Source organism: Bradyrhizobium sp. AZCC 1610 (genome assembly GCF_036924515.1).
Lineage (GTDB): Bacteria > Pseudomonadota > Alphaproteobacteria > Rhizobiales > Xanthobacteraceae > Bradyrhizobium.
In genome coordinates, this window is the sequence record NZ_JAZHRR010000001.1 from 3,750,569 (window position 1) to 3,775,967 (window position 25,399).

Below are 25,399 nucleotides of genomic sequence, written 5' to 3' on the forward strand. Positions count from 1 at the left end.
GGTCCGTGGCTGGCTTTCGCTCGAAACGCTTTGGACACATGGCTAGCCTCCCCGCCCCTACCGCTGCCGAACCCGACCGCAACTGTCCGCTCTGCCCGAGGCTGGCTGCATTTCGCGCGCAGGCGCGCGCGCGCGAGCCGGGTTGGCACAACTCGCCGGTTGCCTCATTCGGCGCTTCCAATGCACAACTGTTGATTGTCGGGTTGGCGCCGGGCCTGCAGGGCGCCAACCGCACCGGACGTCCGTTCACCGGCGACTACGCCGGCGACCTGCTATATGCGACCTTGCTCGAATACGGCTTTGCCAAAGGCGTCTATCAGGCACGTCCGGACGACGGGCTGAAGCTGGTCGATTGCCGGATCAGCAACGCGGTGCGCTGCGTGCCGCCGCAGAACAAGCCGTTGCCCGTCGAGATCAACACCTGCCGGCAATTCCTGGCCGCGACGATTGCGACCATGCCGAGGCTTCGCGCGATCGTGGCGCTCGGGCGGATCGCCCATGAATCGACATTGAAGGCACTCCGCCTGCGCAATGGCGCCGCCCCCTTTGCGCACGGTGCCGTACATAGCGCAGGCGCCATCAGGCTTTACGACAGCTATCACTGCTCGCGCTACAACACCAATACGCGGGTGCTGACGCCGGACATGTTTCGCAACGTGTTTGCGAAGGTGCGAAAGGATCTAGGATAATCAAACGTCAATGCGAGGAGCGTCAGCGACGAAGTAATCCAGAGATGCTGCCTGTTGCACTATTTCTGGATTGCTTCACTTCGCTCGCAATGACGATTACACCGGATTCTCCCTCAGCCACGCCAGCACATCGGCGGCGTTTCGGTCGGGCGGAAACACCGGATAGAACACGTGTCGGATGCGCCCGTCATCGACGATCAGCGCCAGCCGCTTGATCAGCGTCAGTCCGGCCACCTGCATGGTCGGCAGCTTGAGCGCGCGGGCCAGTGCCAGCTTCTCATCCGACAAAACCGGGAACGGCAAGTGCAGCCGTGACGCCATCTCGGTCTGGTAGACGTTATCCTGCGTCGACAGGCCGAACACGTGTTTGGCGCCGGCGGCTTTCAGCTCGGCAAACAGGTCGCGGAACGAGCACGTCTGCGGTGTGCAGCCGCGCGCACCAGGGATCATGTCCCAATCGTCAACGAGACTGATCTTGCCGGGCTCGCCGGTGCGGGGGTAGGCGAACACGACCGTGCGGCCGGAAAGCGCAGCCAGCGTCACCGAATTATCGTCGGTGGCCAGCAGCGCGAGCGGCGGGATCGTCATGCCGACCAGATGCGCCGCCGCGCCATCGTCGGTCGGCGCCGGGATCTTGCTCCAGTCGACTTCGAGCAGGTTCTTCTGGTTCATCGCCTTCATCCTCCATCCGCCGTCATTTGCGAGCCAAGCGACGTGCCGTAGGATGGGTGGAGCGAAGCGATACCCATCAACCACAAGCACTGATCCGCGATCGTCATGATGGGTTTCGCTGCGCTCTACCCATCCTACGAACCATCATCCCCGCGCCCGCATCAGGCGGCCTTTTTCCCGGCCCCAATCGCGCTTCTTTTCGGTCTCGCGCTTGTCGTGCAGCTTCTTGCCCTTGGCGATCGCCAGCAGCAGCTTGGCGCGGCCGCGCTCGTTGAAATAGAGTTTTAGCGGAATCAGCGTCATGCCTTCGCGATCGACCGCGCCCATCAGCTTGTTGATCTGCTTTCGGTGCAGCAGCAGCTTGCGTGGCCGTTTCGGCTCATGGTTGAAGCGGTTGGCCTGCAGATATTCCGGAATATTGGCATTGATCAGCCAGATCTCGCCGTCCTTGGAATCCGCATAAGATTCGGCAATCGTTGTCTTGCCGTTGCGGATCGACTTCACTTCCGTGCCGGTCAGCGCAATGCCGGCCTCGACGGTGTCCTCGATCGCGTAGTTGAACCGGGCCTTGCGGTTTTCGGCGACAACCTTGATCGGGCGCTCGTTCTTCTCAGCCACGTTAGCCCTTCTTGAGGAGATCGCGGATCTCGGTCAGCAATTCTTCCTGCCTGGTCAGCTTCGGCGCGGGCCCAGCTTCATCCTTGCGTTTGAGCTTGTTCATGGCGCGAATGACCACGAACAGCACGAACGCGATGATGAGGAAGTTCAGCGTCAGCGTGAGGAAACTGCCCCAAGCCAATACCGCGCCCTGCTTTTTAGCATCGGCAAGATTGTTGGCAGTCACCGCCTTCGACAGCGGCGTGAAATAGTTGGAGAAATCGAGACCGCCGGTGATCGCGCCGATGATCGGCATGATCACATCGCCGACCAGCGAAGTCACGATGGCGCCGAAGGCCGCACCGATGATGACGCCGACGGCGAGGTCGACGACGTTACCCTTCATCGCGAATTCGCGGAATTCCTTCAGCATGTTGGCCTTCCCTCTTCGTTCTTCAGGCGAAGCGAGTCGTCCCCCCTTAATTGATCAGGCCGGCATGCACCATCGCGCTGCGCACGGCAACGCGCGTCGGCTCCGACACCGGCACCATCGGCAGGCGCAGCTTCTCGTCGATCTTGCCGAGCAGAGAGAGCGCGTATTTAACCGGCGCCGGATTGCTTTCGATGAAGAGGTTGTTGTGCAGCGGCATCAGCTTGTCATGCAGCTTGAGCGCGGTGGCGTGATCGCCCTTCTGCCATGCCAGGTGGAATTCCGAGCACAGCCGCGGCGCGACGTTTGATGTGACCGAGATGCAGCCATGGCCGCCATGCGCCATGTAGCCGAGGATAGTGGCGTCCTCGCCCGACAATTGGTTGAAGTCCTCGCCCATCGCCGCGCGCTGCTGCGACACCCGCACCATGCTGGCAGTTGCATCCTTCACGCCGGCGATGTTCTTCAGTTCGAACAGCCGCGTCATCGTCTCGACCGACATGTCGATCACCGAACGGCCGGGGATGTTGTAGATGATGATCGGAATCCCGATCGCGTCGTTGATCGCCTTGAAGTGCTGGTACATGCCTTCCTGGGTCGGCTTGTTGTAATAGGGCGTCACCACCAGCACGGCGTCCGCGCCTGCCTTCTCCGCATGCTCGGCGAGCTCGACGGCCTCCTTGGTCGAATTGGAGCCCGCGCCCGCGATGACGGGCGCCCGCCCGTTGGCTTCGTCAATGCACCATTCGACGACGCGCTTGTGCTCGTCATGGCTCAAGGTGGGGCTTTCGCCGGTGGTGCCGACGGGCACCAGGCCGTGGGTGCCCTCAGTGATCTGCCAGTTCACCAGGCCGCGGAAGGCCGCCTCGTCGAGCGAGCCGTTCTTGAATGGCGTGACCAAGGCGGTGAACGATCCCCGGAATTTTGTCTTGGCTGCCATGGATTTCCTCCAAACGCTTAAGAAACGGCACCACCGAAACTGGATTTCAATTCATATCGGGTCTGGCGATCGGGCGAAAGGGCCGTGCCGTATGGCGCTAGCGCTTTGTTTCGACGCTCTTTCTTGGGCTGGCCGGTATCAGCCTTGCTCAGGAGCCGATAGCCGCGATTTTGCCGCGGTGATGGCGCAAACAGGATCGGCCGCGACGTTTTTAGTATTTTGTCCACATATTCCATCAAAATAGACCAAAGGCTCGGGCGATTGAATGATTCGCCGCCGCAAAGGAAAGCCGTGACCCTTCCCGCCCGCGCCGCCGCACTGCGATCGACCGCACTGGCCACGGGCCTGGCGCTGGCGGTCGGGCTGACTGCCTTCCCCTTGGAAGCCTGGGCCAAGCCAAAAGTTCCCCTGCCGAAGCCGCGGCCGATCGCCCGCAACGTCGTTCCAAAGTCCACGGCACACAGCGCGCCCACCGCCCATACCCCGGCGGCGGCGGCCCCTGCCCCCGCGGCGCCGGCACCAGCACCGCCGCTGCTGGCCCCGGCCACGCGCCAGCACGCAGCCCTGCCGCCTCCGCGCAAGCATGTGGCACCGGCAGTGGTAGCCGCGACGTCCTCGACGTCACAGGCCGACAAGGACGCGCTGGAAAACGTCATCGAGCTGGTGCGCAAGCAGAAGCCTGGGGATGCCACCCAGGCGCAGGCGGCGGTATCGGATCCGGTCGCCCGCAAGCTTGCGGAATGGCTGATCCTGCGCAGCGACAACAATAGCGCCTCGGTCGAGCGCTACCGTGCGTTTGTCTCGGCCAATCCGAGCTGGCCGTCGCAGACCTTCCTGCGCCGGCGCATCGAGGCCGCCATTTGGGACGACCGTCGCGACGACGCGACCGTCTGGTCCTGGTTCGGAAACGAATCGCCGATTTCGGCCAAGGGCAAGTTTGCGCTGGCGAAGGCCATGCTTGCGCGTGGCGACCGCGCCAATGCCGAACGGCTGGTCCGCGAGGCCTGGCGCCATGATGGCCTGTCGGAAGACACCGAGAACGCGGCCCTCGATATGTTCGGCGCCTTGCTGACGGCGGGCGACCACAAGGCGCGGATGGACACGCTGCTGTATAGCACCGAGCAGGAAGCCGGCGGCATGCGCGCTGCCAAGCGGCTCGGTTCAGGCCATGTCGCGCTAGCCAAGGCGCGCATTGCCGCCAACAAGAAATCCTCCAACGCCAAAACCCTGCTCGACGCCGTGCCGCACGAATTGCACGGCGACCCCGGCTACGTGTTCGCGAAGATCCAGCTGCTCCGCCGCGCAGATAAATTCCAGGAGGCCGCGCAGCTCATGCTGGGCGTGCCGAAAGACCCGAACCGTCTGCACAATCTCAACGAATGGTGGATCGAGCGGCGCCTCTTGGCGCGCAAGATGCTCGATGTCGGCGAACATCGCACCGCCTACCTGATTGCGCGGGACGCAGCGCTTCCGTCGCGCGACATCTACAAGACCGAGCAGGAATTCACCGCGGGCTGGATCGCGCTGCGCTTCCTGAAAGATCCGGCGGTCGCTGCGCAGCATTTCGCGCGCATCGGCGTCGGCAGCGCCAATCCAACCGCGCTGGCTCGCGCAGGCTATTGGCAGGGCCGCGCCGCGGAAGCGGCGGGGCGCGCGCAGGAGGCCCGCGCCGCCTATGGCCGCGCCGCCGAGCAATCGACCAGTTATTACGGCCAGTTGGCGCGCGCCAAGCTTGGATTGCCGCAGCTCGATTTGAACGGCGCCCCGAGCGGCCGCGGCCGCAGCGTCGAACGGCTGGAGATCGTGCGCGCCGTGCAACTGCTGTATGAGCTCGACGAACGCGAACTCGCGCTTCCGATCTTCGGCGACATGGGCGAGAACGGCGATCCCGATGCCCTCGTGGGCCTGGGCGAACTCACCTCGCGCTACCGCGACGCCCGCGGCATGCTGCTGCTCGGCAAGGCCGCGCTCAACCGCGGCCTGCCGTTCGACGTTTACGCCTATCCCGTCACCGGCATCCCGTCGTTCAAGCAGATCGGGCCCGAGGTCGAGCCGAGCGTCATCTATTCGATCGCGCGGCAGGAAAGCGCCTTCAATCCGGCCGTGGTCTCACCGGCCCAGGCCTACGGGCTGATGCAGGTGACGCCGGACGCCGGTCGCTATGTCTGCAAACGGGCCGGCGTCAGTTTCGACCTCAACCGGATGAAGACCGACTCGGTCTACAACGCCATGCTTGGCGCCGCCGAACTCGGCGGGCTGCTCGAAGACTACCGCGGCTCCTACATCCTGACCTTCGCCGGCTACAACGCCGGCCGCGGCAGCGTCAAGAAATGGATCGAGCGTTACGGCGATCCGCGCGATCCCAAGGTCGACGCGGTCGATTGGGTCGAGCAGATCCCGTTCTCGGAGACGCGGAACTACGTGCAGCGGATCATGGAGAACCTGCAGGTCTATCGCACGCGGTTCGGCGGCGGGAGCAAGCTTCAGATCGAAGCCGACCTGCATCGCGGCGCCAGCGTCGAATAGCTTTCCCAGCGCGCATTGTCCTTCTATTCGGCCTAATCGCACCTCAGCGCGGCTATCATGTTTGAGTCCGGGACGTCATTGCCCTTTGGGCCAATCGACGAACGGTCAGGTAACATCGATCATTCCCGACTGTAGCGGGCGGCAAATCCAGCACCGTTACGCGCGCGACCGCATGATCCGATCGGAGTGGCGTCAAAGGCCTTCCATGTCGTTTGAAACTCGCAAAACCTGGTACGTCTCGTTTGAATCTCCGAAGTCAGAAACGAGAGCGGCTGCACGACGGTCTTCGCGGCGGAGCGAAACGTTTTTTACGGAGGACGAAGCGAGGGCATTTGCGTGCCAAAAATACAAGCTGGGGCTGGTGGTAAGTGCCGGCACCCTAAATCCGCATCTACCCCGCCGAACGATACCGCCGGCAGTTATCCATCTTTGGATTGGGGATCTGGTACATGATCCTTTTTGCGGGGTTCAGCATACGGTCGAGATTGGATGTTGAAAGCATGCCGGCAGCAAGCACTACAGTCACGGCAGGCGGTGTCTCCCTGGGCACCGACACGGCGACGCCCCTCTCCGCAGACATCGACCGGCAACGATGGCCCAACTCCAATCGGGCCGCCTCCGGAATGATTGCTTCGAAGCCCGATATCGGTTTATCGGAGAACCATCTCAATGAAGCTATCGCCCCACTGGTCCCGCTTTTCTTGGCTACTTGGAGCCGTGATCTCAATCTATCTATTTGTCAGCTACCTGATATTGCCCGCAACATGGGCCCGGATCGAACATGAGCCCGGTGTGTCAAAGCGGGCAATGGTGACTTCGACGGCTCAGGGAATACCAGGCGACGCAATCAACGTCGGCCTAATCGGAACCCAGGAAGATGTGGTCTCCGCATTCCATGCGGCCGGGTGGTATCCGGCCGATCCGGTGACCTTGCGCACCAGCCTCGAAATCATCGGGAGCGTTCTATTGAATCGTTCCTACAAGAGCGCTCCCGTCAGTCCGCTTTATTTTGACGGACGGCGTGAGGATTTGGCATTCGAAAAGCCGGCAGGAACCAGTGCGGATCGTCGGCAGCATGTCCGACTATGGTTGGTTTTGCAAAGCGGCGCTGACGGCAGTCCTGTTTGGCTCGGATCGGCGAGCTTCGACAGTGGCGTGACCCTGAGCCGTGATACTGGGCAAGTTACACACAAGATCGCACCAAATATCGACCAGGAACGCGATCGCTTGATGGCGGAACTGGACAATGCCCGGATGGTGCTAGGCATGTATCAGATCCGGGGAATCGGTCCTACCTTCAATGGTCGCAACGGCGAAGGCGATCCCTACTATACGGATGGCGAGATACGGGTAGCGAAACTGGTTGCGAGTAACGAGAAAGCTGCAGCGCCCGCCAAGGTTCTTCCAGCACCCGCCTTGATTCAAATGAAGGACAAGGTGTTTTCCTGGAGCACTTCCCTGGGGCTATCGAAGTAACCTTCCATTTTCGGTCGAGGCGAAAATACCCTTTGGCATCAGCGTCGAACCAACCAGCCCTGCCCTCGTCCACTCTTCCGCAAGCCGACATTCGCCGAGCATGAGTCCGGTTTCATCTTCACTGAGCGCCGCAACCGCGACAAGCCGCCAGCGCAATAGGGTGTTTGAACATGACTAAACTTCCCGGCATCCTTGCTCGATAAGCTCGCACCCCATATGCGCCGCTGCCTGCCGGTCATCGGGACCACAAATCCATTTGCAGACACGTCAACAGGCTCACATAGCTTGGTGTACCGCCAATACTTTCCTGCGGAATGCATTGGGCCTTGCTGGAGGCCGAGAATTTGGGCCATCGACTCGCTAACTGTTGCCGTGCCTTGTTTTCATCGTTCACGCAGCTCTTGACGGACTGATCAACTGAAAGCCCGGTTGTCGCCGCCACATCCAATTTGCAACTTCGGGCGATGTCAAACGCGGGGAGCCGATCGGCCACCGCGACGACGAGTTGAGTACTAACAATGATCGGGAAAATTGAAATTGGCATACCCTGCTCCTTCTCTGCTCGTGCTCCGCTCAAAGACGCCGTAGAGGCGACACTTCAGCCAAAATCTCAAGTCACAGCTTCATTCATGTGACCGGGCCTTTAGGTTACCATCGGCCTAGATGTCTTTTTCGTAAAGAGGCGGCGCACCCGGTTTCAACTCAGCATTCCGGGAACTGCCAATTGCCTTTTTGATAGCCGAGAACAAGGCTTCCTCCTGCAAAGGTTTCCGAAGGCTGGCTACAAGCGTACCTTCATCCGATGCTTCCTGCAGCGCAGCCTCAGCATGCGCGGTGATGAGAATTGTCGGAATTTTTGTGCCGCTGCTTATGAGATGCTGTTGAAGCTCCAAGCCGTTCATCTCCGGCATCTGAAGATCGACAATCAGGCACACGGGAAGCCCGGCAGGCAACGCCGCGAGAAACTCCTGTGCCGATCCGTAAGTCTGCGCATGAAAAGCGTGCGAACGCAGCAACCGGCTCAAGGCCTTGAGCACGGCCGGATCGTCGTCCACAACTGCAATCCATGGGGGAGCTTCCGCCATGGAACACTATTGCCGCTGCGCCCTGCGCCGTCGAGTTGGCCCTTGGGTCAATAGGAGCGCTTTTCCTGTTTCGACAGGTTGAGCTTCTCGGCCATCCGCACCAGGTCGGCGACAGTTCGAATGCCAAGTTTCTCCATCATCCGGCTGCGGTGGACCTTGATGGTCTTTTCGACCGTACCCAGCTCGCTGGCAATCTGCTTGTTGAGCCGCCCTGCCACGACATGCGTAAGCACCTCGCGTTCGCGTGGCGTCAAGGTCCTTACCTTCGCTCGCATCAATTCCAGTTCGGAATGAAGCCGGCGCAACTCAGCGTCCACGGCTTCAGCGCGGGATAGCGCTTCGAACAAATCCTGGTCCTTTACCGGCTTGGTCAGGAAATCGATCGCCCCGCCTTTCATGGCACGTACGCTGGTGGGAATGTCGCCTTTGCCGGTAACGAACACGACGGGACGATGCGAGCCAATGGCGGTGGTCAACACATCCTGAATCTCCAGACCATCAAGATTTGGCATCGAAACATCGAGTACGGCGCATCCGGGAATCGCCTCGTCATGCTCCTCGAGGAATATCTGCGGCGAAGAATATGGCTTGACGTCATAACCCTTGGCGCGGAGCAGTCGCGACAACGACTTGAGGACTCCGGGGTCATCGTCAACGAGGTAAACTGTGAACATGCCTGTCATACAGAACTGACTGCAGTTTGCCGGGCGGGTAACGAAAATCCTGCAACGGCGCCCCCGCCTTCACCGTTGACCAGGGTCAGCTTTCCCTGATGCGCCTTTATGATCGTCGAACAAAGGGTCAGACCCAGGCCAAGGCCTTGGTCCTTGGTGGTGTAGAACGGTTCGAACAGCCGGCCATTTTCCTTGGGACGGATGCCGTGCCCCCGATCCTTCACGAGCACGTCTATCATTCCGGCTTTCGCACCTCGGGTCGAGATCAAGATAGACCGTTGGGCCGTGGGGGTCGAGGCCATAGCATCCATCGCATTCATGACAAGATTGAGCAGAACTTGCTGCAGCTGAACAGAATCGCCCCGCGTCAGAAGCATCTTGTTTTCCAGATCAAGCCTGACGCTGATGTCGCGGCCGACCAGCTCGCTATGCAGCAAGCTGACGGTCGATCTGACAAGGTCATTGATGTTGACGTTTTCCATCTTGCGCTCGCCCTTCCTGAGAAGGCCGCGGAGACGGTGGATGACTTCGCCAGCCCTACTATCTTCATGAACAATATCCTCAAGGGCGTCGCGAATTTCGGCGAGATCCGGCGAATCATGCGCCAAGAGGTGGAGGGCCGCTTGCGCATTTGACAGGATCGCAGTGAGAGGTTGGTTGACCTCGTGCGCAATTGAGCCGGATAGTTCGCCGAGGACCGATACCCGCATCAGGTGCTCGATTTCCAGACGTTGCAATGCAGTCTCAGCCTCGGCCGATTTCTGGTCGGTGATGTCGACGAAAATGCCCCCTAGTTGCTTTGGCTCGCCTTTGCTCTCCGCATAGGACCGGGCGCGCATGCGGATCCAGCGAGTCTCACCGCTCGGCAGGATAATTCGTACGTCGCTGGCCGCGGACCGCTCCGTCCTGAAGGACCTCCGGAGCGAATGGCTTGCGGTTTCGAGATCATCCGGGTGAACAGCGGCAAGGAATGCCTCTCGGGTGAGCGGTGCATCACGCGGGATCCCGAACAGCGCCCTGCCATGTTCGGTAACCCACAATTCATCGGTATTCCGGTCAAACTGCCAGAGGCCGATGTTTGCCGCAGCGGCGGCAAAGGTCATCCGCTCCTCGCTATCCTTAAGCAGGTCTTCGGCGCGCTGTCTCCTGCGCCGCTGAATCAGCAAGGCGCCCACAATTGTTGTTTGTACGCCGAGGACGAAAAGTGCCGCAAGAACGGTGCCGCGATACTCATCCCAGATCGTCGGCTTTTTGAACAGAACGAGGGTGTCGGGAGGTAGATTTGTCTCCTTCAGATTCCAGCGTTGCATTGCCCGGTGATCGACGCGGTAGTGCTGCGCCGGGTTTGTTCGGGGCGCGAGCGTAGCAGGATCCGCGCCATTCATGATTTCGATCGCCAATTCCGCCGCCGCAACGCCGACCGATTCGAACGTCTCAACAAAGCCGCCGACGGCGCCCCTGCCGATAAACGTATCGTAAGGCCCGTAAATCGGCGCTGGTGACAGCGCGGACAAATCGGCGGCAACCTGCGCAGGGACGAAGGTCTTGCCTTCGGCGTCAGCAAAAACCGTCAGAAGGATCACGATCGCATCATTAGGCACCTTCGACAGTTCAGCGACGAGTTCTGAGTATGGAAGTTCGAACAGGAATGTCGTCTCGAATTTGCCGCCGCGCTCCTCGATCATCTTGCGAGCTATCGGTTGCCAACGCCGATCGGTCTCGCCGCTTCCGGCGATGATAAACAATCTGTTAGCATCCGGCTGGAGCTGCTCCGCGAGCGAAAGCGTCTTCGCCAGATCGAACGCAGTGATGATCCCGGTCGTCCTCGGTGGCAATCGCAACGCGGCATAGGTCTGTGGCGAAATAGATGCAAAGACGATCGGGACATCGGGAAGCAGGTCTTGGTGCTTGACGACAAATGGCAACGCGTTGCTGCCGAGCGTGATCATCAAATCCGGCGGATGCTTCCCGTACTTGTCGCGAATATACGTCGCCATTTGCCGCGAATGGGCCGCGTCGGTATTTCGAGCGAGGTCGAGAAACTCCGCATCGATCTCAACCGATTTCGAGTGCTCGACCAGCCGCTTGCGCGCGGCCTCCGCGATCACGCTGGTGGCGGGAAATGAGTAGTTGAAGGCGTGAAGCATAAGAACGCGCGCACGCTCCGCAGCGCGGGCTTCCCCCGCGAGCAAAAGAAGGAGTCCGATGCTCCACACGACAATGCGCGTCGTCGTCATACTGAAACGGCCGCCACTCAAAAACGCTACAATCGTAAATTTACAAACTTCGTAATCTGCCCGCGCGGCTAGACGTTGCCGGCTTGCAACCTTAGCACGTTTTTGGAGGGATATCCTGCCCCGGTCGTCCAGGATTTCCTGAGTAGAATCAACGGGGATTTTCCCGCAGACCGAAACAGCGGGCCAATATCGCCGCGATGCAATCCATGCGCGCAGGCGCCGGAAGGTCCGTCCCAGTGACGCTAGCTGGATCGCTGCGATGTTGGACCACGGTCCAATAGCCTGTGACAGGGCTCTTGCGTAGCGTGCCCCTCGCAATTTGGCGATCGAGCGGGAGGCAGCGCGCGAGATGACAACGCTTTTCCCTGCAAGCACATTCAAAGCTGACGTCACGGTCGGTGCTTCGCAAACCGACGGGATGATCCGGATACCCGGTGGCACTTTTCGCATGGGATCGGACAAGCACTATCCGGAGGAAGCTCCGGCGCATCGTGTCACGGTGGATGGCTTCTGGATGGATCGCTATCCGGTGACCAACCGGCAATTCAAGGAATTCGTAAGGGCCACCAAACACGTCACCGTCGCCGAAATCACACCTGACCCCAAGGATTATCCGGGAATGCTCCCGCATATGATCTACGCGGGCTCGCTGATGTTCTTGCCGCCCAAACATCCGGTCAACCTCCGCGACTTCAGCCAGTGGTGGACCTTCGCCAAGGGCGCGCAGTGGCGGCATCCCTACGGACCCGGAAGCAACATCCGTGGGTTGGACGATCATCCAGTCGTGCATGTGGCTTTCAGCGATGCAGTCGCTTACGCGAAATGGGCTGGCAAGGATCTGCCAACCGAAGCGGAATGGGAATTTGCAGCCCGCGGCGGGCTCGACGACACCGAATTTGCGTGGGGCGATGAATTCACGCCGGCCGGCCGCCACATGGCAAACACCTGGCAGGGAGAATTCCCTCGCCAGAATGCCAATGCCGATGGCTTCGAGCGCACCTCGCCGGTCAGTGCATTCCCGCCCAACGGCTATGGGTTGCACGACATGATCGGCAACGTCTGGGAATGGACTGCCGACTGGTACTCACCGAAGCATCAGGCGGATGCGGCGAAGGCCTGCTGCATCCCGCAGAACCCGCGCGGCGGACGCGAGGACAACAGCTACGACCCGAGAACGACGAACGTGAAGATTCCACAGAAGGTCATCAAAGGCGGCTCGCATCTCTGCGCGCCGAACTACTGCCGACGCTACCGGCCGGCAGCGCGACACGCGGAGCCAGTCGATACTTCCACGAGTCATCTTGGCTTTCGGTGCATCAGGCGAGGAGCCTCTGACGCATCCAAATAGGGAGAGCGAAGCTATGTTGAGTACCATATTCGCTGCCAAGCCGCCATTTATTGCGACGCCGCCACGCAAGTCCTGTGGTTTGCTTAAGCGTTCATGCGCTGTCCTGCTGAGCGCGGCGATTATGGTGCCACTGGCCGGGCCGGCAAGCGCACAGCAGCCGGCCCAACAGCCGGCTCAGAAACCCAATATCATTTTCATCATGGGCGATGACATCGGCTGGATGCAGCCGAGTATCTACCATCGCGGCCTGATGGTCGGCGAGACGCCCAACATCGATCGCATCGGGCAGGAAGGTGCGATGTTCACGGACTATGTGGCCATGCAAAGCTGCACCTCCGGCCGCAACGCCTTCTTCACCGGCATGTATCCGCTGCGCACCGGCATGATCCCGCCACAGCTCCCCGGAAGCCCGTCCTACCTGCGGCCCGGCACGCCGGCGATAGCAAAATTCCTGCTCGATCTCGGGTACAACACGGGTGAGTTTGGGAAGAACCATCTCGGCGACCACACCGATGCCCTGCCGACCGCGCACGGCTTCCAGGAATACTGGGGCTATCTCTACCACCTCGACGCAATGCAGGGGGTGAGCTTCCCCGACATCAACAAGACGCCGCTCCAGCAAACCGTTGCGCCGCCTTGCAGGAACACGCCGATTCCCGGCATCCCGGAAGTGCCCGGTGCCGTGGATCAGAAGACCACGCTATGTCTCATGCCTCCGCGCAACGTCCTGTCGTGCAAGTCCTCGGACGGCACGAGCAAGAACCAGATGTGCGCTGACGAGGGCCCGTTGACGCTGGAACGCTCGAAGACGGTGGACGAGGAGATCTCGACCAAGGTCATCGAGTTCCTCGACCGCAACGACCCGAAGAAAACCAACAAGCCATTCTTCGTCTGGTATAACCCGGCGCGCATGCACGTCGTCACCGTGCTGCCGCCGAAGTACGAGGCCATGCTGGGCGAGCGCGGCGGCAAGGACTGGGGCACCAACGAAGCCGGCATGAAGCAGATGGACGACAACATCGGCCTCGTTCTCAAGAAACTGGACGACATGGGCCAGGCAAACAATACGATCGTTGTGTTCACCACCGACAACGGTGCCGAGGCGATCTCATTCCCGGACGGCGGCGTGACCCCGTTCAAGGGCCAGAAAGGCGAGGCCTGGGAAGGCGGCTACCGCGCGCCGATGGTAATCAAATGGCCGGGCGTCATCAAACCCGGCACGGTGCACAACCAGTTGTTCGCCGCTCTCGACTGGGTACCCACGCTGACCGACATCGGCGGCGGGCCCAAGGGTAACGAATTGAAGCAGCAGATCGAGGCGGGCCGGTATCCCGGCATCGTCAAGACGACGTTGGACGGCGTCAACCAGCGTGACTTCCTGGAAGGCAAATCGGCCAAATCGGCACGCGACTACTTCTTCTATTTCTCGGGTTCAACGCCGTCGGCGGTGCGCTACAAAAACTGGAAGATGTACTACACCATGTCGCAGCCCGGGCCGGCCGGCTGGATCATGCCGCTGATCCCCTTCCACTTCACCTTGGTCCAGAACATCAAGCGTGATCCCTTCGAGCAGAACGTCGGCGTCGACCAGAAGTCGGCCATGAGCATGGGCGGTGCGCTCGGCGCCCCGGCGACCGCCTTCCAGTATGACTGGAACATGCTGCCGATCGGCCAGCAGTTGTGGATGGAACATCTGCTGTCGTACGAAAAGTTCCCGCCGCTGCAGGCCCCCGAGACCTACAACCTCTCTGGCATCCTGGAGCAGGTCAAGAACAGGCGGCACGGGAGCGACTAGCCGCGAGAGCATGCTGTGACCAAGCGGACGCCCTCACGGGCGTCCGCCCACGACAGGTGAGCGATGAATGCACTGACTGAATCGGGAGGTTACCTATCATGAGCATCGTCAGGAACGCTTGTGTCGGTTTTCTCACATCGCTCGCTGCCGCGACGGCGCTGGTCTCGCCGCTATGCGCCCAGCAACAACAGAAGCCCAACATTCTCGTCATCATGGGCGATGACATCGGCTACTGGAACATCAGCGCCTACAATCGCGGTATGATGGGCTACCGCACGCCCAACATCGACCGCATTGCCAATGAAGGCGCAGTATTCACTGATTACTATGGGCAACAGTCCTGCACCGCCGGACGCGCGGCTTTTATCACCGGACAAAGTCCCTTGCGCACCGGGCTGCTCAAAGTAGGTCTTCCCGCGGCAAAGGAAGGCCTGTCCGCCAAAGATCCGACCATAGCTGACTTGTTAAAGCCGCAAGGCTACGCGACCGGGCAGTTCGGCAAGAACCATCTTGGCGATCGCAACGAATTCCTGCCCACCGTGCACGGCTTCGACGAGTTCTTCGGCAACCTCTATCATCTGAATGCCGAGGACGAGCCGGAACATCCGGACTATCCGAAAAATCCTGCATTCAAGGCGCAGTTTGGTCCGCGTGGCGTCATGAAATGCGTTGCGACCACCGTCGACACGCCGGGTGATGATCCACGCTTCGGCCCATGGGGCAAACAGAAGTGCGAGGATACCGGACCGCTCACGAAGAAACGAATGGAGACGATCGACGAGGAATTTCTGAACGCCACGAACGACTTCATCGACCGCGCAAATCGCGACAAGAAGCCGTTCTTTGTGTGGTTCAATTCGAGCCGCATGCACATCTGGACTCGCCTCAAGCCTGAGTCCCAGGGAAAAACCGGTCTTGGTATCTATCCCGACGGCATGGTGGAGCATGACGGGCAAGTCGGACAATTGCTGAAAAAGATCGACGATCTCGGCATCGCCAACAACACGGTCGTGATCTACACGACCGATAACGGTGCGGAAACATTTTCCTGGCCGGACGGCGGCACGACGCCGTTCCGGGGCGAGAAAAACACCAACTGGGAGGGTGGCTATCGTGTCCCGGCGATGGTGCGCTGGCCCGGACTGGTGCCGGCACGGACCGAGATCAACGACGTGTTTTCGGCAGAGGACTGGGCGACGACGCTGGTCGCGGCGGCGGGCGAGCCCGACGTCAAGACAAAGCTGCTGGTGGGCTATGATGCCGGTGGCAAGAACTTCAAGGTCCACCTCGACGGCTACGACCAGCGCGACCTTCTCGCCCGCAAGGGCGCCAACAAGCGGCGCGAATTCTTCTACTGGACCGACGACGGCAACCTGGCCGGGCTTCGCTACGACCAATGGAAGGCTGTCTTCCTGGAACAGAAGGCGCATGGGTTTGACGTGTGGGCCCAGCCGATGATTCAACTTCGGTTGCCGTCGCTGTTCAACCTCCGATCCGACCCGTTCGAGCGAGCCCAGCATGAAGCCGGCGATTACGTCCGCTGGTTCGTGGAGCACGCCTTTGTGCTCGTTCCCGCGCAGGCAATCGTGGGGCAGCACCTGGTGAGTTTCCAGCAGTTTCCGCCGAGACAAAGACCGGGTTCATTCTCCGTCGAACAGGCGATGGAAAAGCTAAGGAATCCACCGTCCAGCAATTGAATTCGGCATGATTCCGATTGGAAGCGAGTAGCGAAATTCAAAGGAGTCCATCATGACCATCAAGAGTCGAACTGGCTGCATGATTATCGCCCTCCTGCTCTGCGGGACAGCACCGGCGCTGGCCCAGACCACGCCTTCGACGCCGAAGCACGAGCCGCTGCAGAAGACGATCGGCCAGGCCATGCCGGAGATTGTGCCGTCGTTGATCGTCATGAACGCCCGCGGCGCCAGCCTGCAGGGCGGAAAACTGACACTCACCGGCGTAGCGCCCAACTCGATCGTTTTCGCGGACCGCCCGGTGCGGGCGGCGGGGCATTCGCTCACCACCGACCTGCTGGCGGAATGGTCGCCGGGCAATGATAGCGCTGAGAGCTTTACCAAGGATCCGCCGAACGCCACCGTCTCGGTGCTCAGCACGGACGGGTCGAAAATCCGCGATGCCGTCGTGGTGCTGAAGACGGCCAAGCTCGAGGGCGACCGGCTGACCTTTGACGTGGATGTGCTCGAAGGCGATCTGGCCGGCGGCGATGGGCCGGCGGCACTCTTCATCGACCGCTTCGGCTTCGGCGGCTTCCACGGCGGCGGCTTTCACGCTGGCGGCATGGGCGGCTTCCACGCCGCCGGCTTCCACGGCGGCTACGCGCGGGTCGGCGGTGTCGGCGCAGCCGGCGCCTGGCGTCGTCCCTACGTCGCTCGCGGCGCCTGGTATCGCGGAGGCTACGGTGCTGCAGCGGTCGGTGCCGCCGCGGTGGGTGGGGCTGCGCTGGGTGCGGCGGCAGCAAATGCCGCCTATCCCTACTGCGGCTATTATCCCTACCCGCCCTGCTACTGAGGACCGCACGAGCAATGCATGCGCCTTTGCGCGCAGCATTGATGATTGAAAACTGGATCCGGAGGACGAACCTAAGGGGATCGACCATGAAACCGATCGCGCAATTTCCGCTCGTTGACCGCCGCGTCCTCCTCTCGTCGCTGGCGATGCTACCCTTGCTCCCTGCCTCGCTCCGCTCCACCTCCGCGCTGGCACAGGCACGCGATCCATTGCCGTCCTGGAATGAGGGCGCGACCAAGGCTTCGATCCTCGACTTTGTCGCGCGGGTCACGACGCAAGGCGGCCCTTTCTTCGTCCCGGTCGATCAGCGCATCGCGACCTTCGACAATGACGGCACGCTCTGGATCGAGCAGCCGATGTATATCCAATTGGCCTTCGCGCTTGACCGCGTGAAGGCGCTGGCGCCGATGCATCCGGACTGGAAGACCAAGCAGCCTTTCGCAGCGGTGCTGGACGGCGACCTGAAGGCGCTGGCGGCGTCCGGCGAAAAAGGATTGGTCGAAATCATCGCCGTGACGCATGCCGGCATGACCACGGCGGAGTTCGAGAAAATCGTCACCGATTGGCTCGCGTCCGCGCGTGATCACCGCTTCAAGCGGCCCTATACCGAGCTGGTCTACCAGCCGATGCTGGAACTGCTCGCCTACCTCCGGGCCAACGGCTTCAAGACCTTCATCGCGTCAGGCGGCGGTATCGAGTTCATGCGGCCCTGGACCGAGCGGATCTACGGAATTCCACCGGAGCAGGTCATCGGCTCATCGATCAAGACCCGATTTGAGATGAAGGACGGCGCGCCAACGCTGTTCCGGCTGCCCGAAATCAACTTCATCGACGACAAGGCGGGAAAGCCGATCGGCATCAACGAGCACATCGGCCGCCGCCCGATCGCGGCATTCGGCAATTCCGACGGCGATCTCGAAATGCTGCAATGGGCGACGCTCGGCGCCAGTGGCGCGCGGTTCGGCCTGATCGTGCACCACACCGATGCGGAGCGCGAATATGCCTACGACCGCCATTCGCATTTCGGCAAGCTCGACGTAGCACTGGACGCCGCAGCGGTGAACAAGTGGACGGTGGTCAACATGAAGAACGACTGGAAGCGGATCTTTGCCTTCGACTAGGCAGCGGCGTCTCGCCCGCCTGTCTGGTATCAAGAAAGCCGAGCTCGGCCGATGCTCATAATCCTTTGCCTGTACTTTGTCGCTCTTTGGCTCGTGTTCTCGAAATTCAAGGTCGTGCGTTGGGGGTGGCTCTCCGGGACCATCTCGGTCTTCATCGGCGCTTTTATCCTGGCGACATTCCTTGCCCTGTTCAATTATCTGACGCCGTCCGGCAAGGTAACGGTGACCGGACGGGTCGTCGAGGTAACGCCTAACGTGAGCGGCCAGATCGTTGCGATTCCGGTAAAGCCGAACGTGCCTGTAAAGATGGCTGACGTTCTGTTCCAGATAGACCCGGCGCCGTTCCAGTTTAAGGTGAATCACCTGCGGGCTTCACTGGCCGCGGCACAACAGCAAGCCCAGATACTGAAGTCGAGCTACGATCAGGCAACCGCCAATGTTGCTGGACTGGAGGCGCAGACCAAATTCAATGCAAAGCGCCTGAAGGACATTCAGACGCTCTACGAGAGTGGGGCCAACACCGAATTCAGGGAGCAGGATACCCAGGTTCAGTTTGAGACCGTATCGGCACAGCTCAGTGCAGCCAGGGCAGCACAACAGAGCGCCAAACTGGCGCTGGACTCCGAGATTGGCGGCGTCAACACCACCGTAGCGCAGGTTCAGGCGCAGTTGGAAAATGCCGAGTGGGAATTGTCGCAGACTACGGTTCGAGCGCCAGCCGACGGTTACGTGACCCTCGTAACGTTGACGGTCGGCGACCGTGCGCTGCAGGCCCGCTCGGTAATGTCGTTCGTCGTCGAAAACGAGATTACAATCGTTGGGATGTTTTCACAAAATGGCTTCCAGACGATCAAGATCGGCGCGCCGGTCGATATCGTCTTCGATAACGTTCCCGGCCGCATCTATCATGCAAAGATCACCGCTATCCCGAAGGGCATCGGTCAGGGCCAGGTCGCTGTATCAGGGACGCTTGCCCGAACGACGTCACTCGGCGGCGCTGCTGCTTTTCCAGCGGAAATATCCGTTCCCGACCAAATGAGCCGGGATTCGCTGCGGCTCGGAATGTCCGGCAATGCAACAGCGTTTGCCCAGAACGCAGGCGTCATCGGACTTCTTGCCTCCATTCTCGTCTGGGTTAGCTCCTATACCGCTTACCTCTAAGCAAGTGTTGGGTTGATCTCCCCTCGTCGTCGATAAGCGAAATGGTCCGTATCGTTAACCTATTCACCACCCCTCGCCTGCGTCGGCGGAGCCAAGGTGACGCGTCGGCAAGGGAGTCAGTCCGGGACGCCAGCTATGGAGGACTAAGGCGTAGTTGGCTTGCGAAAACACTTCTTGGAGCGACTTCTTTTTGAGTAGCCTGTGGCCGCACAACCACAGACTTAGGACCTCGATTCTGATCTGATTGGTTGTGCGCGTTTTTGGGAGGTTAAGATGAAAATCGCTTCCTTGAATATTTGCCGGATGGCATTTACCGCCGCAGCGGCGTTGGCGCTTCATTCTCAGGCAGCCCGGGCGGACGAGAACGGCGTGTCCCTTTGGCTCCCCGGGTTTTTCGGTAGCCTGGCTGCCGCCCCGGCGGTTCCTGGATGGTCGCTCGGCACGGTGGCCTATCACACCAGCGTGGCTGCTTCCGGCAACGTTGCGGCAGCCCGCCAAATCTCGATAGGCCAGGTGCCGGCGACGGCAAACGTCAATCTCAACGCCACTCTGGATGCCCGTGGCGATCTGTTGTTTATTGCGCCAACCTACACCTTCGCGACGCCCGTGCTCGGCGGCCAACTTGCCGTCGGCGTAATTGGCGCCGTCGGCAACATTGACACCAGCATAGCCGGTACGCTGACCGCACAGGTCGGTCCCATTGTCGCGACACGCAGTGGGGTTCTGTCGGATTCGCTGACCGGCGTCGGTGATCTCTATCCGTTGGTGACGCTGAAATGGAATCAGGGCGTCCACAATTACATGGTCTACGGGTACGGCGACATCCCGGTCGGAGCCTACGACTCCAGACGCCTGTCCAACATAGGCATCGGGCATGGCGGCATCGACTTCGGCGCCGGCTATACCTACCTCAACCCGACGACGGGAATCGAATTTTCCGGGGTCGGCGGCTTCACGTACAATTTCGAGAACCCATCCACGCAATATCAAAGTGGCATCGACTTCCATTTTGACTGGGGTACATCGCACTTTCTATCCAAACAACTCTTTGTCGGTATGGTCGGGTACGCCTATCAGCAGATCACTGACGATATTGGCGCAGCACCATTCCTCAACGGATTCAAATCGCGCGTTTTCAGCATTGGCCCCCAAATCGGCTACCTATTCCCAATTGGAGACAAGCAGGGATATCTCAATCTCAAGGGTTACAAGGAATTTGCCGCAGAAAACCGACCCGAAGGGTGGAACGTCTGGTTGACCTTCGCCATCTCGAATGCCGCGCCGACATCGACAGTTACGCCAACGAGACATTCGATCACCAAATAGAGGACTCGTTCACGGCTCTGGCTATCGCGTCGTTCGTTCTCCAGCGGCACAGCCGAACACACAACGAGATTCAATGCGCTCGCTGCGCGCGTATACAGCCGTAAACCCGCAGGCGGCTCAAACTGTTTTGGAAACCGTTCGCTCTGACGCTGCGCATGTCCGGACCCGACAAGGAAAAACCCCCGGCAGTTTCCTGCCGAGGGTCTCGTAGAGAAGTGCTAGGCGATCGAGATCAGAAGTTACGCTGGGCGCGAACCTGGAGCAGGTACGTATTCTGGTCCTTGAACTCGTAAACAGTCGCGGGCTTCGGAGCAGCGGCACCAAGGACTGAGGTACCCGTAAACTTCTGGTCGAGGTGGAACCATTGGACTTCGGCCGAGAACGTCAGGTTCTTGACGGGAGTCCAGCGGGTGACAACACCGAGCTGCGAAACGTTGAAGTCCGGATTGCAGGAGAAATCTGCGGACTTCAGACCAGGATTGCTGGCGACATAGGCCGCGCAATATGCGCCCTTGGCTGTGGTCAGATCGCCCGTTGCACCGTTGTAGCGAACGGCAGAATAGCTGCCGAACAGACTCGACGACCAGTACGGATCCCAGTTGTGGTTGAACGCGCCACGGACGCCATAGGCTTCAGTCAGTTCGATACCACCGGTACCACCGGCACCTGGCAGATAGACGCCGTCAGTGGTCGCACCAAAGCCGATACTCTGATAGGCGACGCTGCTACCGCCGAACATCGCGAAGCTGGGCGAGGCTCCGCTGGTGGCGATCACGTTCTTGGTGTGGCCCTTTGCGTAACTCACATCGACCTTGATATCGTCGCCAGCGCCGGTCGGCAGGTTCTTGATCTGCAATGCCGCCATCACCGAACCGCCCCACTTGTCCTCGGGATGACCGCTGATTTCGGATAACGCATTCGGTGCAGCGGACGCGGCGGTCAGAGTGTTGTACGAACCGTTCACAAGATGCGCCGCACCTGAAATCTGGAACAGACCCCAAGCCTGGTCGATACGGATTCTGCCGACGATGTCAGGAGAATGAACGCCACCATAAGCGTTGCCGGTGGTGCCGACGGCATTGAGGCCGGTCGACAGGTTAAACAGCGATGTGCGATCCCACACGGTCGGATCGTCGAGGCCGATGCTGCCCGACACGCCGTTGCCGAACTCGGCCGTGTACTGGATGTTGTTGACGCCGGTGTCGGTGTTCTGACCGCCGAGCAAGGACGAGTTGAGGTTGCCCGGGAAACCCTGCCACGGCGTGGCATAGGCCGAAGCGGATTTACCGAACGTGAAGCCGGCGAACTGGATGAAGAGGTATTCGACCGCGACGTAGCCGCCGCCAGCGGTGTCGAGTAGCTGCGGATTGTTGCCGAGGTTGGTAGCTAGGGAGTTCGGGTTGCGGCTGCTGCCGCCGAGCGTGGTGAACTGGAAGTCGCCCTGACCGAAGGTGCGAACGACGCCGTATTCGGTCGCGGTGCGCGTGTCGACGGTCAATGCCATGCGCGAACGGGAAACGAAGTAATCGCGATAGCGATTCTGCTGGCCGATATCGCCATTCCAGGCCGGCGCACCGTGGGCGCCGCCGTTGAAGGTGGTGTCGACGCGCAGATAACCGCCCAACTTGATGCAGGTGTCAGTGCCGGGGATGTAGAAGAACCCCGCGCCGTAAAGGGAGCAGACCCTGACATATTCGATCGCTTTCGCCTTGACCGGAAGGTCGGCCGCCTGGACCCCGCTAATAGCGAGCAGGCTCGCCGCCGATGTGAAGATAGCGTTTCTTATTGCACGCATATGTATTCCCCTACGTTCGCAGGCGCTTTCCTGCGCAGCTTGCTGGGTTGAGTTGATAGCGCAACACTAGCTTTAGTGAGTGACAAGCACGTGAGGACCTTCGGATTCAGTACAAAGTGTGATTTTTCTGCAACTCAATTTTATTGCTGAAATTTCGGAACGCACGATAAAACGTTGTGCGATCGACCTCCGCGTCTCGTGCAATCTTTAACAACGCCGAATTTCAGAACAGGACATCGATCGCGCTGCGAATACGATGCAGATCATGCGTTGTAAGGGCGGCCCTGAGTAGCTTTCCAGTTCACCTGGGGGCAGCGTCATCCAATGCGTGAGCCGGCGCTCCGCCCCAAGAAGCCTCCAAGCTTGTTCGTTGCTTCGCTCTTCAGGAGAAGATAGGCGGTCTCCGAAGCGCCTTGAGCCCAAATCGTATCGCAAGCATTAGGGCGAAATCATCGCAGCGAGCACCAAATAGTTGAACCCCCGGCAGTTTCCTGCCGGGGGTTCTTTTAGAGTGGTATCAGACGATCAGGATCAGAAGTTACGCTGAACGCGAACGTTGAGGTTGAACAAGTTCTGGTCGGCGAAGTTGTAGGCCGCTGTCGGCTTGGGAGCCGCAGGTGTAGCCACAGCCGCACCAGTGAACTTCTGGTCGAGTCCGGTCCACATGACTTCGGCCGAGAACGTCAGGTTCTTGACGGGAGTCCAACGGGTGACCAAGCCCGCTTGCGCTACGTTGAAGTCCGGGTTGCAGCTGAAGCCCGTGCCGGCCACGGGAATGACGGCTGCGGTGAACGCTGCACAGTAGAACAGCTTCGCGGTACCGTCGTAACGAACGGCCGAGTAGCTGCCGAACAGGCTCGACGACCAGTACGGATCCCAGTTGTGGTTAAACGCACCACGGACGCCGTAAGAACTCGTCAGATGGAGGGTTCCGTCGCCGCCATTCGCCACGGGGAGGAAGATAGCGTCCGTGGTGGCACCAAAGCCAACGCTCTGATACGCGCCAAACGCCGTAGCACCGCCGCCTTGTGGCCCGAAGATCAGGAAGTTCGGCGAACCGCCGCTGGTGGCGATGACGTCCTTCGTGACACCCTTTGCGTAGGTTGCGCTGACCTTGATGTCGTCGCCGGCACCGGTCGGGATGTTCTTGATCTGCAACGCGGCTTGCACCGAGTAGCCCCACTTGTCTTCGGGGTGACCGCTGAGTTCAGAGAAATTGTTCGGCTGGGCGGTACCAAGAGTAAGGTCGTTGTACGACGCATTTATGAGGTGTCCCCTGGCCGAAAGCTGGAACAGACCCCAAGCCTGATCGATGCGGATGTTACCGACGATGTCAGGAGCATGCACGCCGGCATAAGCATTGCCGGTCGCGCCAGAGCCGCTCGCCGGAAGACCAGTATCCAGGTTGAATATATTGGTACGGCTGAAGACGGTCGGATCATCGAGACCGATGGTGCCGGACACGCCGTTGCCGAACTGAGCGGTATACTGGATGTTGTTCACACCGGTGACGCTGTCATTGCCGCCGAGCAGGAACGAGGAGTTGTTGCCCGGATAACCATGCCAAGGCGCCGAGTAAGCCGAAGCAGACTTACCGAAGGTGAATCCAGCGAACTGGATGAACGCGAATTCAACCGCGACATAGCCGCCGCCTGCGGTCATGAGCAGCTGCGGGTTGTTGCCGAGGTTGGTAGCCAGAACGTTCGGGTTGCGGCTGGAGCCCAACGTGTCGAACGTGAAGTCGCCCTGGCCGAAGGTACGGACGACGCCGTATTCGGTCGCGGTGCGCGTATCGACGGTCAACGCCAGACGAGCACGGGTAGAGAAGTAATCGCGATAGCGATTGCCTTGACCGGAATCACCGGACCAAGCCGGTGCGTTCTGGGTACCGCTGCTGTTGAACGTGGTATCAACGCGCAGATAACCACCCAGCTTGATGCAGGTGTCAGTGCCCGGGATGTAGTAGAAACCAGCACCGTACAGGGAGCAGATCCTCACGTACTCGACCGCTTTGGCCTTTACGGGAAGATCGGCAGCCTGAGCTCCGCTCATGGCGATCAGACCCGCCGCTGAGCCGAGAATAAGGCTCTTAACCATCTTCATATTAAACCTCCAAGTTGCTCTGTAGGGAAGGTTCCGGATCCGCTGGGTGTAACACCCTAAGGTTGGTTCCCTTGTCCCTTGAAACCCGCTTAGTCGCTTCGCGCCTTCGGACACTCCCGCATGAACGCGAGGGACTTAAGCGAACCACCTAAAACGGGACGACCTCGGGATGCCCCCCTCCGTCGCGTGATCACAATTACCGAGGACTCCTGCACACGCAACAAAGGAACCGCTTCGAACGGCCTGACTCCGCCCCTTTTCCGAAGGGTGTTGCACAAATAACACGTGTTCGTGATCGAAGTATCTCTGCAAGCTGTTGTTTCTGTTCGGTATTTTTGATTAGTTCCAATTGGCTGCCGATTGTGACGGTGGCAGCGCAACAAGCGGCTCGTGGCCGCCAGCGCATCTCTCTCACATCGAATCGAGGGCGAGGTCGCCGAATCCGCAGCGGGCGATTACGCACCCATTATAGAGGCTACGTACGAGGCTCATCGCATGCGGGCGCAGGCCACAACGGGCGTCTCACCGTCGACGGACGCCCAACCAGGGCCAAAAACCGGCCAAAGATGATGGAAGCCTGACATTTCTCGGGGTCGAAATGCATTTGTGGGGTGCGGCACATCCCGCCGCTCGCGCGCCGCGATCTGGAACCGTGATTTGCGTGGAATCGAAACGCTCCGCCGGCGACATCGAATCAATTTCACGCGATTTCGACGCGGCGCGTGAGACAAGCACTCCCCGCAGGGGTCAGGTCTTGCGCCGCGCACGCCGAGCCGGTTGTCGAGCCGCCTGCGTGTCATCGAGACCACAGAGCCCGGAAAGAAGCGCCTAAACGCGGGATACGGGATATCGGCCGCTCGTGAGGAATACGCGCCGAGCGACTGCGCCTCTAAAT

The 25,399-nt window shown here is 60.2% G+C and carries 20 protein-coding genes; 10 read left to right on the forward strand and 10 right to left on the reverse strand.

Going from position 1 to position 25,399, the window contains the following annotated elements:
- Positions 1–38: 38 nt before the first annotated feature.
- A complete protein-coding gene (locus V1279_RS18585) occupies positions 39–689 on the forward strand; it encodes a uracil-DNA glycosylase (protein ID WP_334438622.1) in 651 nt (216 codons plus the stop codon).
- A 96-nt stretch (positions 690–785) separates the two neighbouring features.
- Here V1279_RS18585 and V1279_RS18590 read toward each other — a convergent pair whose 3' ends face one another.
- The 4 genes from V1279_RS18590 to dapA all read right to left on the reverse strand — a co-directional run bounded on the left by V1279_RS18590 (position 786) and on the right by dapA (position 3,328).
- The gene (locus tag V1279_RS18590; protein ID WP_334438625.1) at positions 786–1,361 is read right to left on the reverse strand and encodes a peroxiredoxin; all 576 of its coding nucleotides are present in this window, start codon (positions 1,359–1,361) and stop codon (positions 786–788) included.
- Positions 1,362–1,505: 144 nt separating this feature from the next.
- Complete coding sequence (smpB, locus tag V1279_RS18595) at positions 1,506–1,979, reverse strand: SsrA-binding protein SmpB (protein ID WP_334438628.1); 474 nt, start codon at positions 1,977–1,979, stop codon at positions 1,506–1,508.
- A 1-nt stretch (position 1,980) separates the two neighbouring features.
- Positions 1,981–2,391 (reverse strand): large conductance mechanosensitive channel protein MscL, encoded by a 411-nt coding sequence (mscL, locus tag V1279_RS18600; RefSeq protein WP_108517710.1) that lies wholly within the window; start codon positions 2,389–2,391, stop codon positions 1,981–1,983.
- Positions 2,392–2,437: 46 nt separating this feature from the next.
- Positions 2,438–3,328 carry a 4-hydroxy-tetrahydrodipicolinate synthase gene (gene dapA, locus V1279_RS18605; protein ID WP_334438634.1) on the reverse strand — a complete coding sequence of 297 codons (891 nt, stop codon included), beginning with the start codon at positions 3,326–3,328 and terminating at the stop codon, positions 2,438–2,440.
- 291 nt (positions 3,329–3,619) lie between these two features.
- On the opposite strand from dapA, the gene V1279_RS18610 reads away from it, so the two are divergent.
- Positions 3,620–5,854: a lytic transglycosylase domain-containing protein gene (locus tag V1279_RS18610; protein ID WP_334438637.1), complete on the forward strand. Its 2,235-nt coding sequence runs from the start codon at positions 3,620–3,622 to the stop codon at positions 5,852–5,854.
- 669 nt (positions 5,855–6,523) lie between these two features.
- Positions 6,524–7,330: an LssY C-terminal domain-containing protein gene (locus V1279_RS18615; protein ID WP_334438639.1), complete on the forward strand. Its 807-nt coding sequence runs from the start codon at positions 6,524–6,526 to the stop codon at positions 7,328–7,330.
- A gap of 235 nt (positions 7,331–7,565) precedes the next feature.
- On the opposite strand, the gene V1279_RS18620 is transcribed toward V1279_RS18615, so the two are convergent.
- The 4 genes from V1279_RS18620 to V1279_RS18635 form a co-directional block, all read right to left on the reverse strand.
- Positions 7,566–7,874, reverse strand: coding sequence for a hypothetical protein (locus tag V1279_RS18620; protein ID WP_334438642.1), 309 nt, complete (start codon positions 7,872–7,874; stop codon positions 7,566–7,568).
- Positions 7,875–7,989: 115 nt separating this feature from the next.
- Positions 7,990–8,385, reverse strand: coding sequence for a response regulator transcription factor (locus tag V1279_RS18625; RefSeq protein ID WP_334438644.1), 396 nt, complete (start codon positions 8,383–8,385; stop codon positions 7,990–7,992).
- Between the two features lie 77 nt (positions 8,386–8,462).
- Positions 8,463–9,098 carry a response regulator transcription factor gene (locus tag V1279_RS18630; protein WP_334438648.1) on the reverse strand — a complete coding sequence of 212 codons (636 nt, stop codon included), beginning with the start codon at positions 9,096–9,098 and terminating at the stop codon, positions 8,463–8,465.
- Positions 9,095–11,788 carry a sensor histidine kinase gene (locus tag V1279_RS18635; RefSeq protein WP_334438650.1) on the reverse strand — a complete coding sequence of 898 codons (2,694 nt, stop codon included), beginning with the start codon at positions 11,786–11,788 and terminating at the stop codon, positions 9,095–9,097. Before V1279_RS18635 ends, V1279_RS18630 begins: the two co-directional genes overlap by 4 nt.
- Here V1279_RS18635 and V1279_RS18640 point away from each other — a divergent pair.
- The 7 genes from V1279_RS18640 to V1279_RS18670 all read left to right on the forward strand — a co-directional run bounded on the left by V1279_RS18640 (position 11,745) and on the right by V1279_RS18670 (position 20,606).
- The gene (locus V1279_RS18640; RefSeq protein ID WP_334438652.1) at positions 11,745–12,674 is read left to right on the forward strand and encodes a formylglycine-generating enzyme family protein; all 930 of its coding nucleotides are present in this window, start codon (positions 11,745–11,747) and stop codon (positions 12,672–12,674) included. The two genes, V1279_RS18635 and V1279_RS18640, sit on opposite strands and share 44 nt — an antisense overlap.
- A 121-nt stretch (positions 12,675–12,795) precedes the next feature.
- Entirely contained in the window at positions 12,796–14,469 is a 1,674-nt protein-coding gene (locus V1279_RS18645) for an arylsulfatase (protein ID WP_334438654.1), read from the forward strand.
- A 98-nt stretch (positions 14,470–14,567) separates the two neighbouring features.
- Positions 14,568–16,166, forward strand: coding sequence for an arylsulfatase (locus V1279_RS18650; protein WP_334438656.1), 1,599 nt, complete (start codon positions 14,568–14,570; stop codon positions 16,164–16,166).
- Between the two features lie 52 nt (positions 16,167–16,218).
- Positions 16,219–16,998 carry a hypothetical protein gene (locus tag V1279_RS18655; protein ID WP_334438659.1) on the forward strand — a complete coding sequence of 260 codons (780 nt, stop codon included), beginning with the start codon at positions 16,219–16,221 and terminating at the stop codon, positions 16,996–16,998.
- Between the two features lie 146 nt (positions 16,999–17,144).
- Entirely contained in the window at positions 17,145–18,119 is a 975-nt protein-coding gene (locus tag V1279_RS18660) for an HAD family hydrolase (protein ID WP_442894897.1), read from the forward strand.
- Between the two features lie 51 nt (positions 18,120–18,170).
- Positions 18,171–19,280: an HlyD family secretion protein gene (locus V1279_RS18665; protein ID WP_334438665.1), complete on the forward strand. Its 1,110-nt coding sequence runs from the start codon at positions 18,171–18,173 to the stop codon at positions 19,278–19,280.
- Positions 19,281–19,553: 273 nt separating this feature from the next.
- The gene (locus V1279_RS18670; protein WP_334438667.1) at positions 19,554–20,606 is read left to right on the forward strand and encodes a SphA family protein; all 1,053 of its coding nucleotides are present in this window, start codon (positions 19,554–19,556) and stop codon (positions 20,604–20,606) included.
- A gap of 232 nt (positions 20,607–20,838) precedes the next feature.
- On the opposite strand, the gene V1279_RS18675 is transcribed toward V1279_RS18670, so the two are convergent.
- Positions 20,839–22,401: a porin gene (locus tag V1279_RS18675; RefSeq protein ID WP_334438670.1), complete on the reverse strand. Its 1,563-nt coding sequence runs from the start codon at positions 22,399–22,401 to the stop codon at positions 20,839–20,841.
- A 531-nt stretch (positions 22,402–22,932) separates the two neighbouring features.
- Positions 22,933–24,504, reverse strand: coding sequence for a porin (locus V1279_RS18680; RefSeq protein WP_334438673.1), 1,572 nt, complete (start codon positions 24,502–24,504; stop codon positions 22,933–22,935).
- Positions 24,505–25,399: the final 895 nt, after the last annotated feature.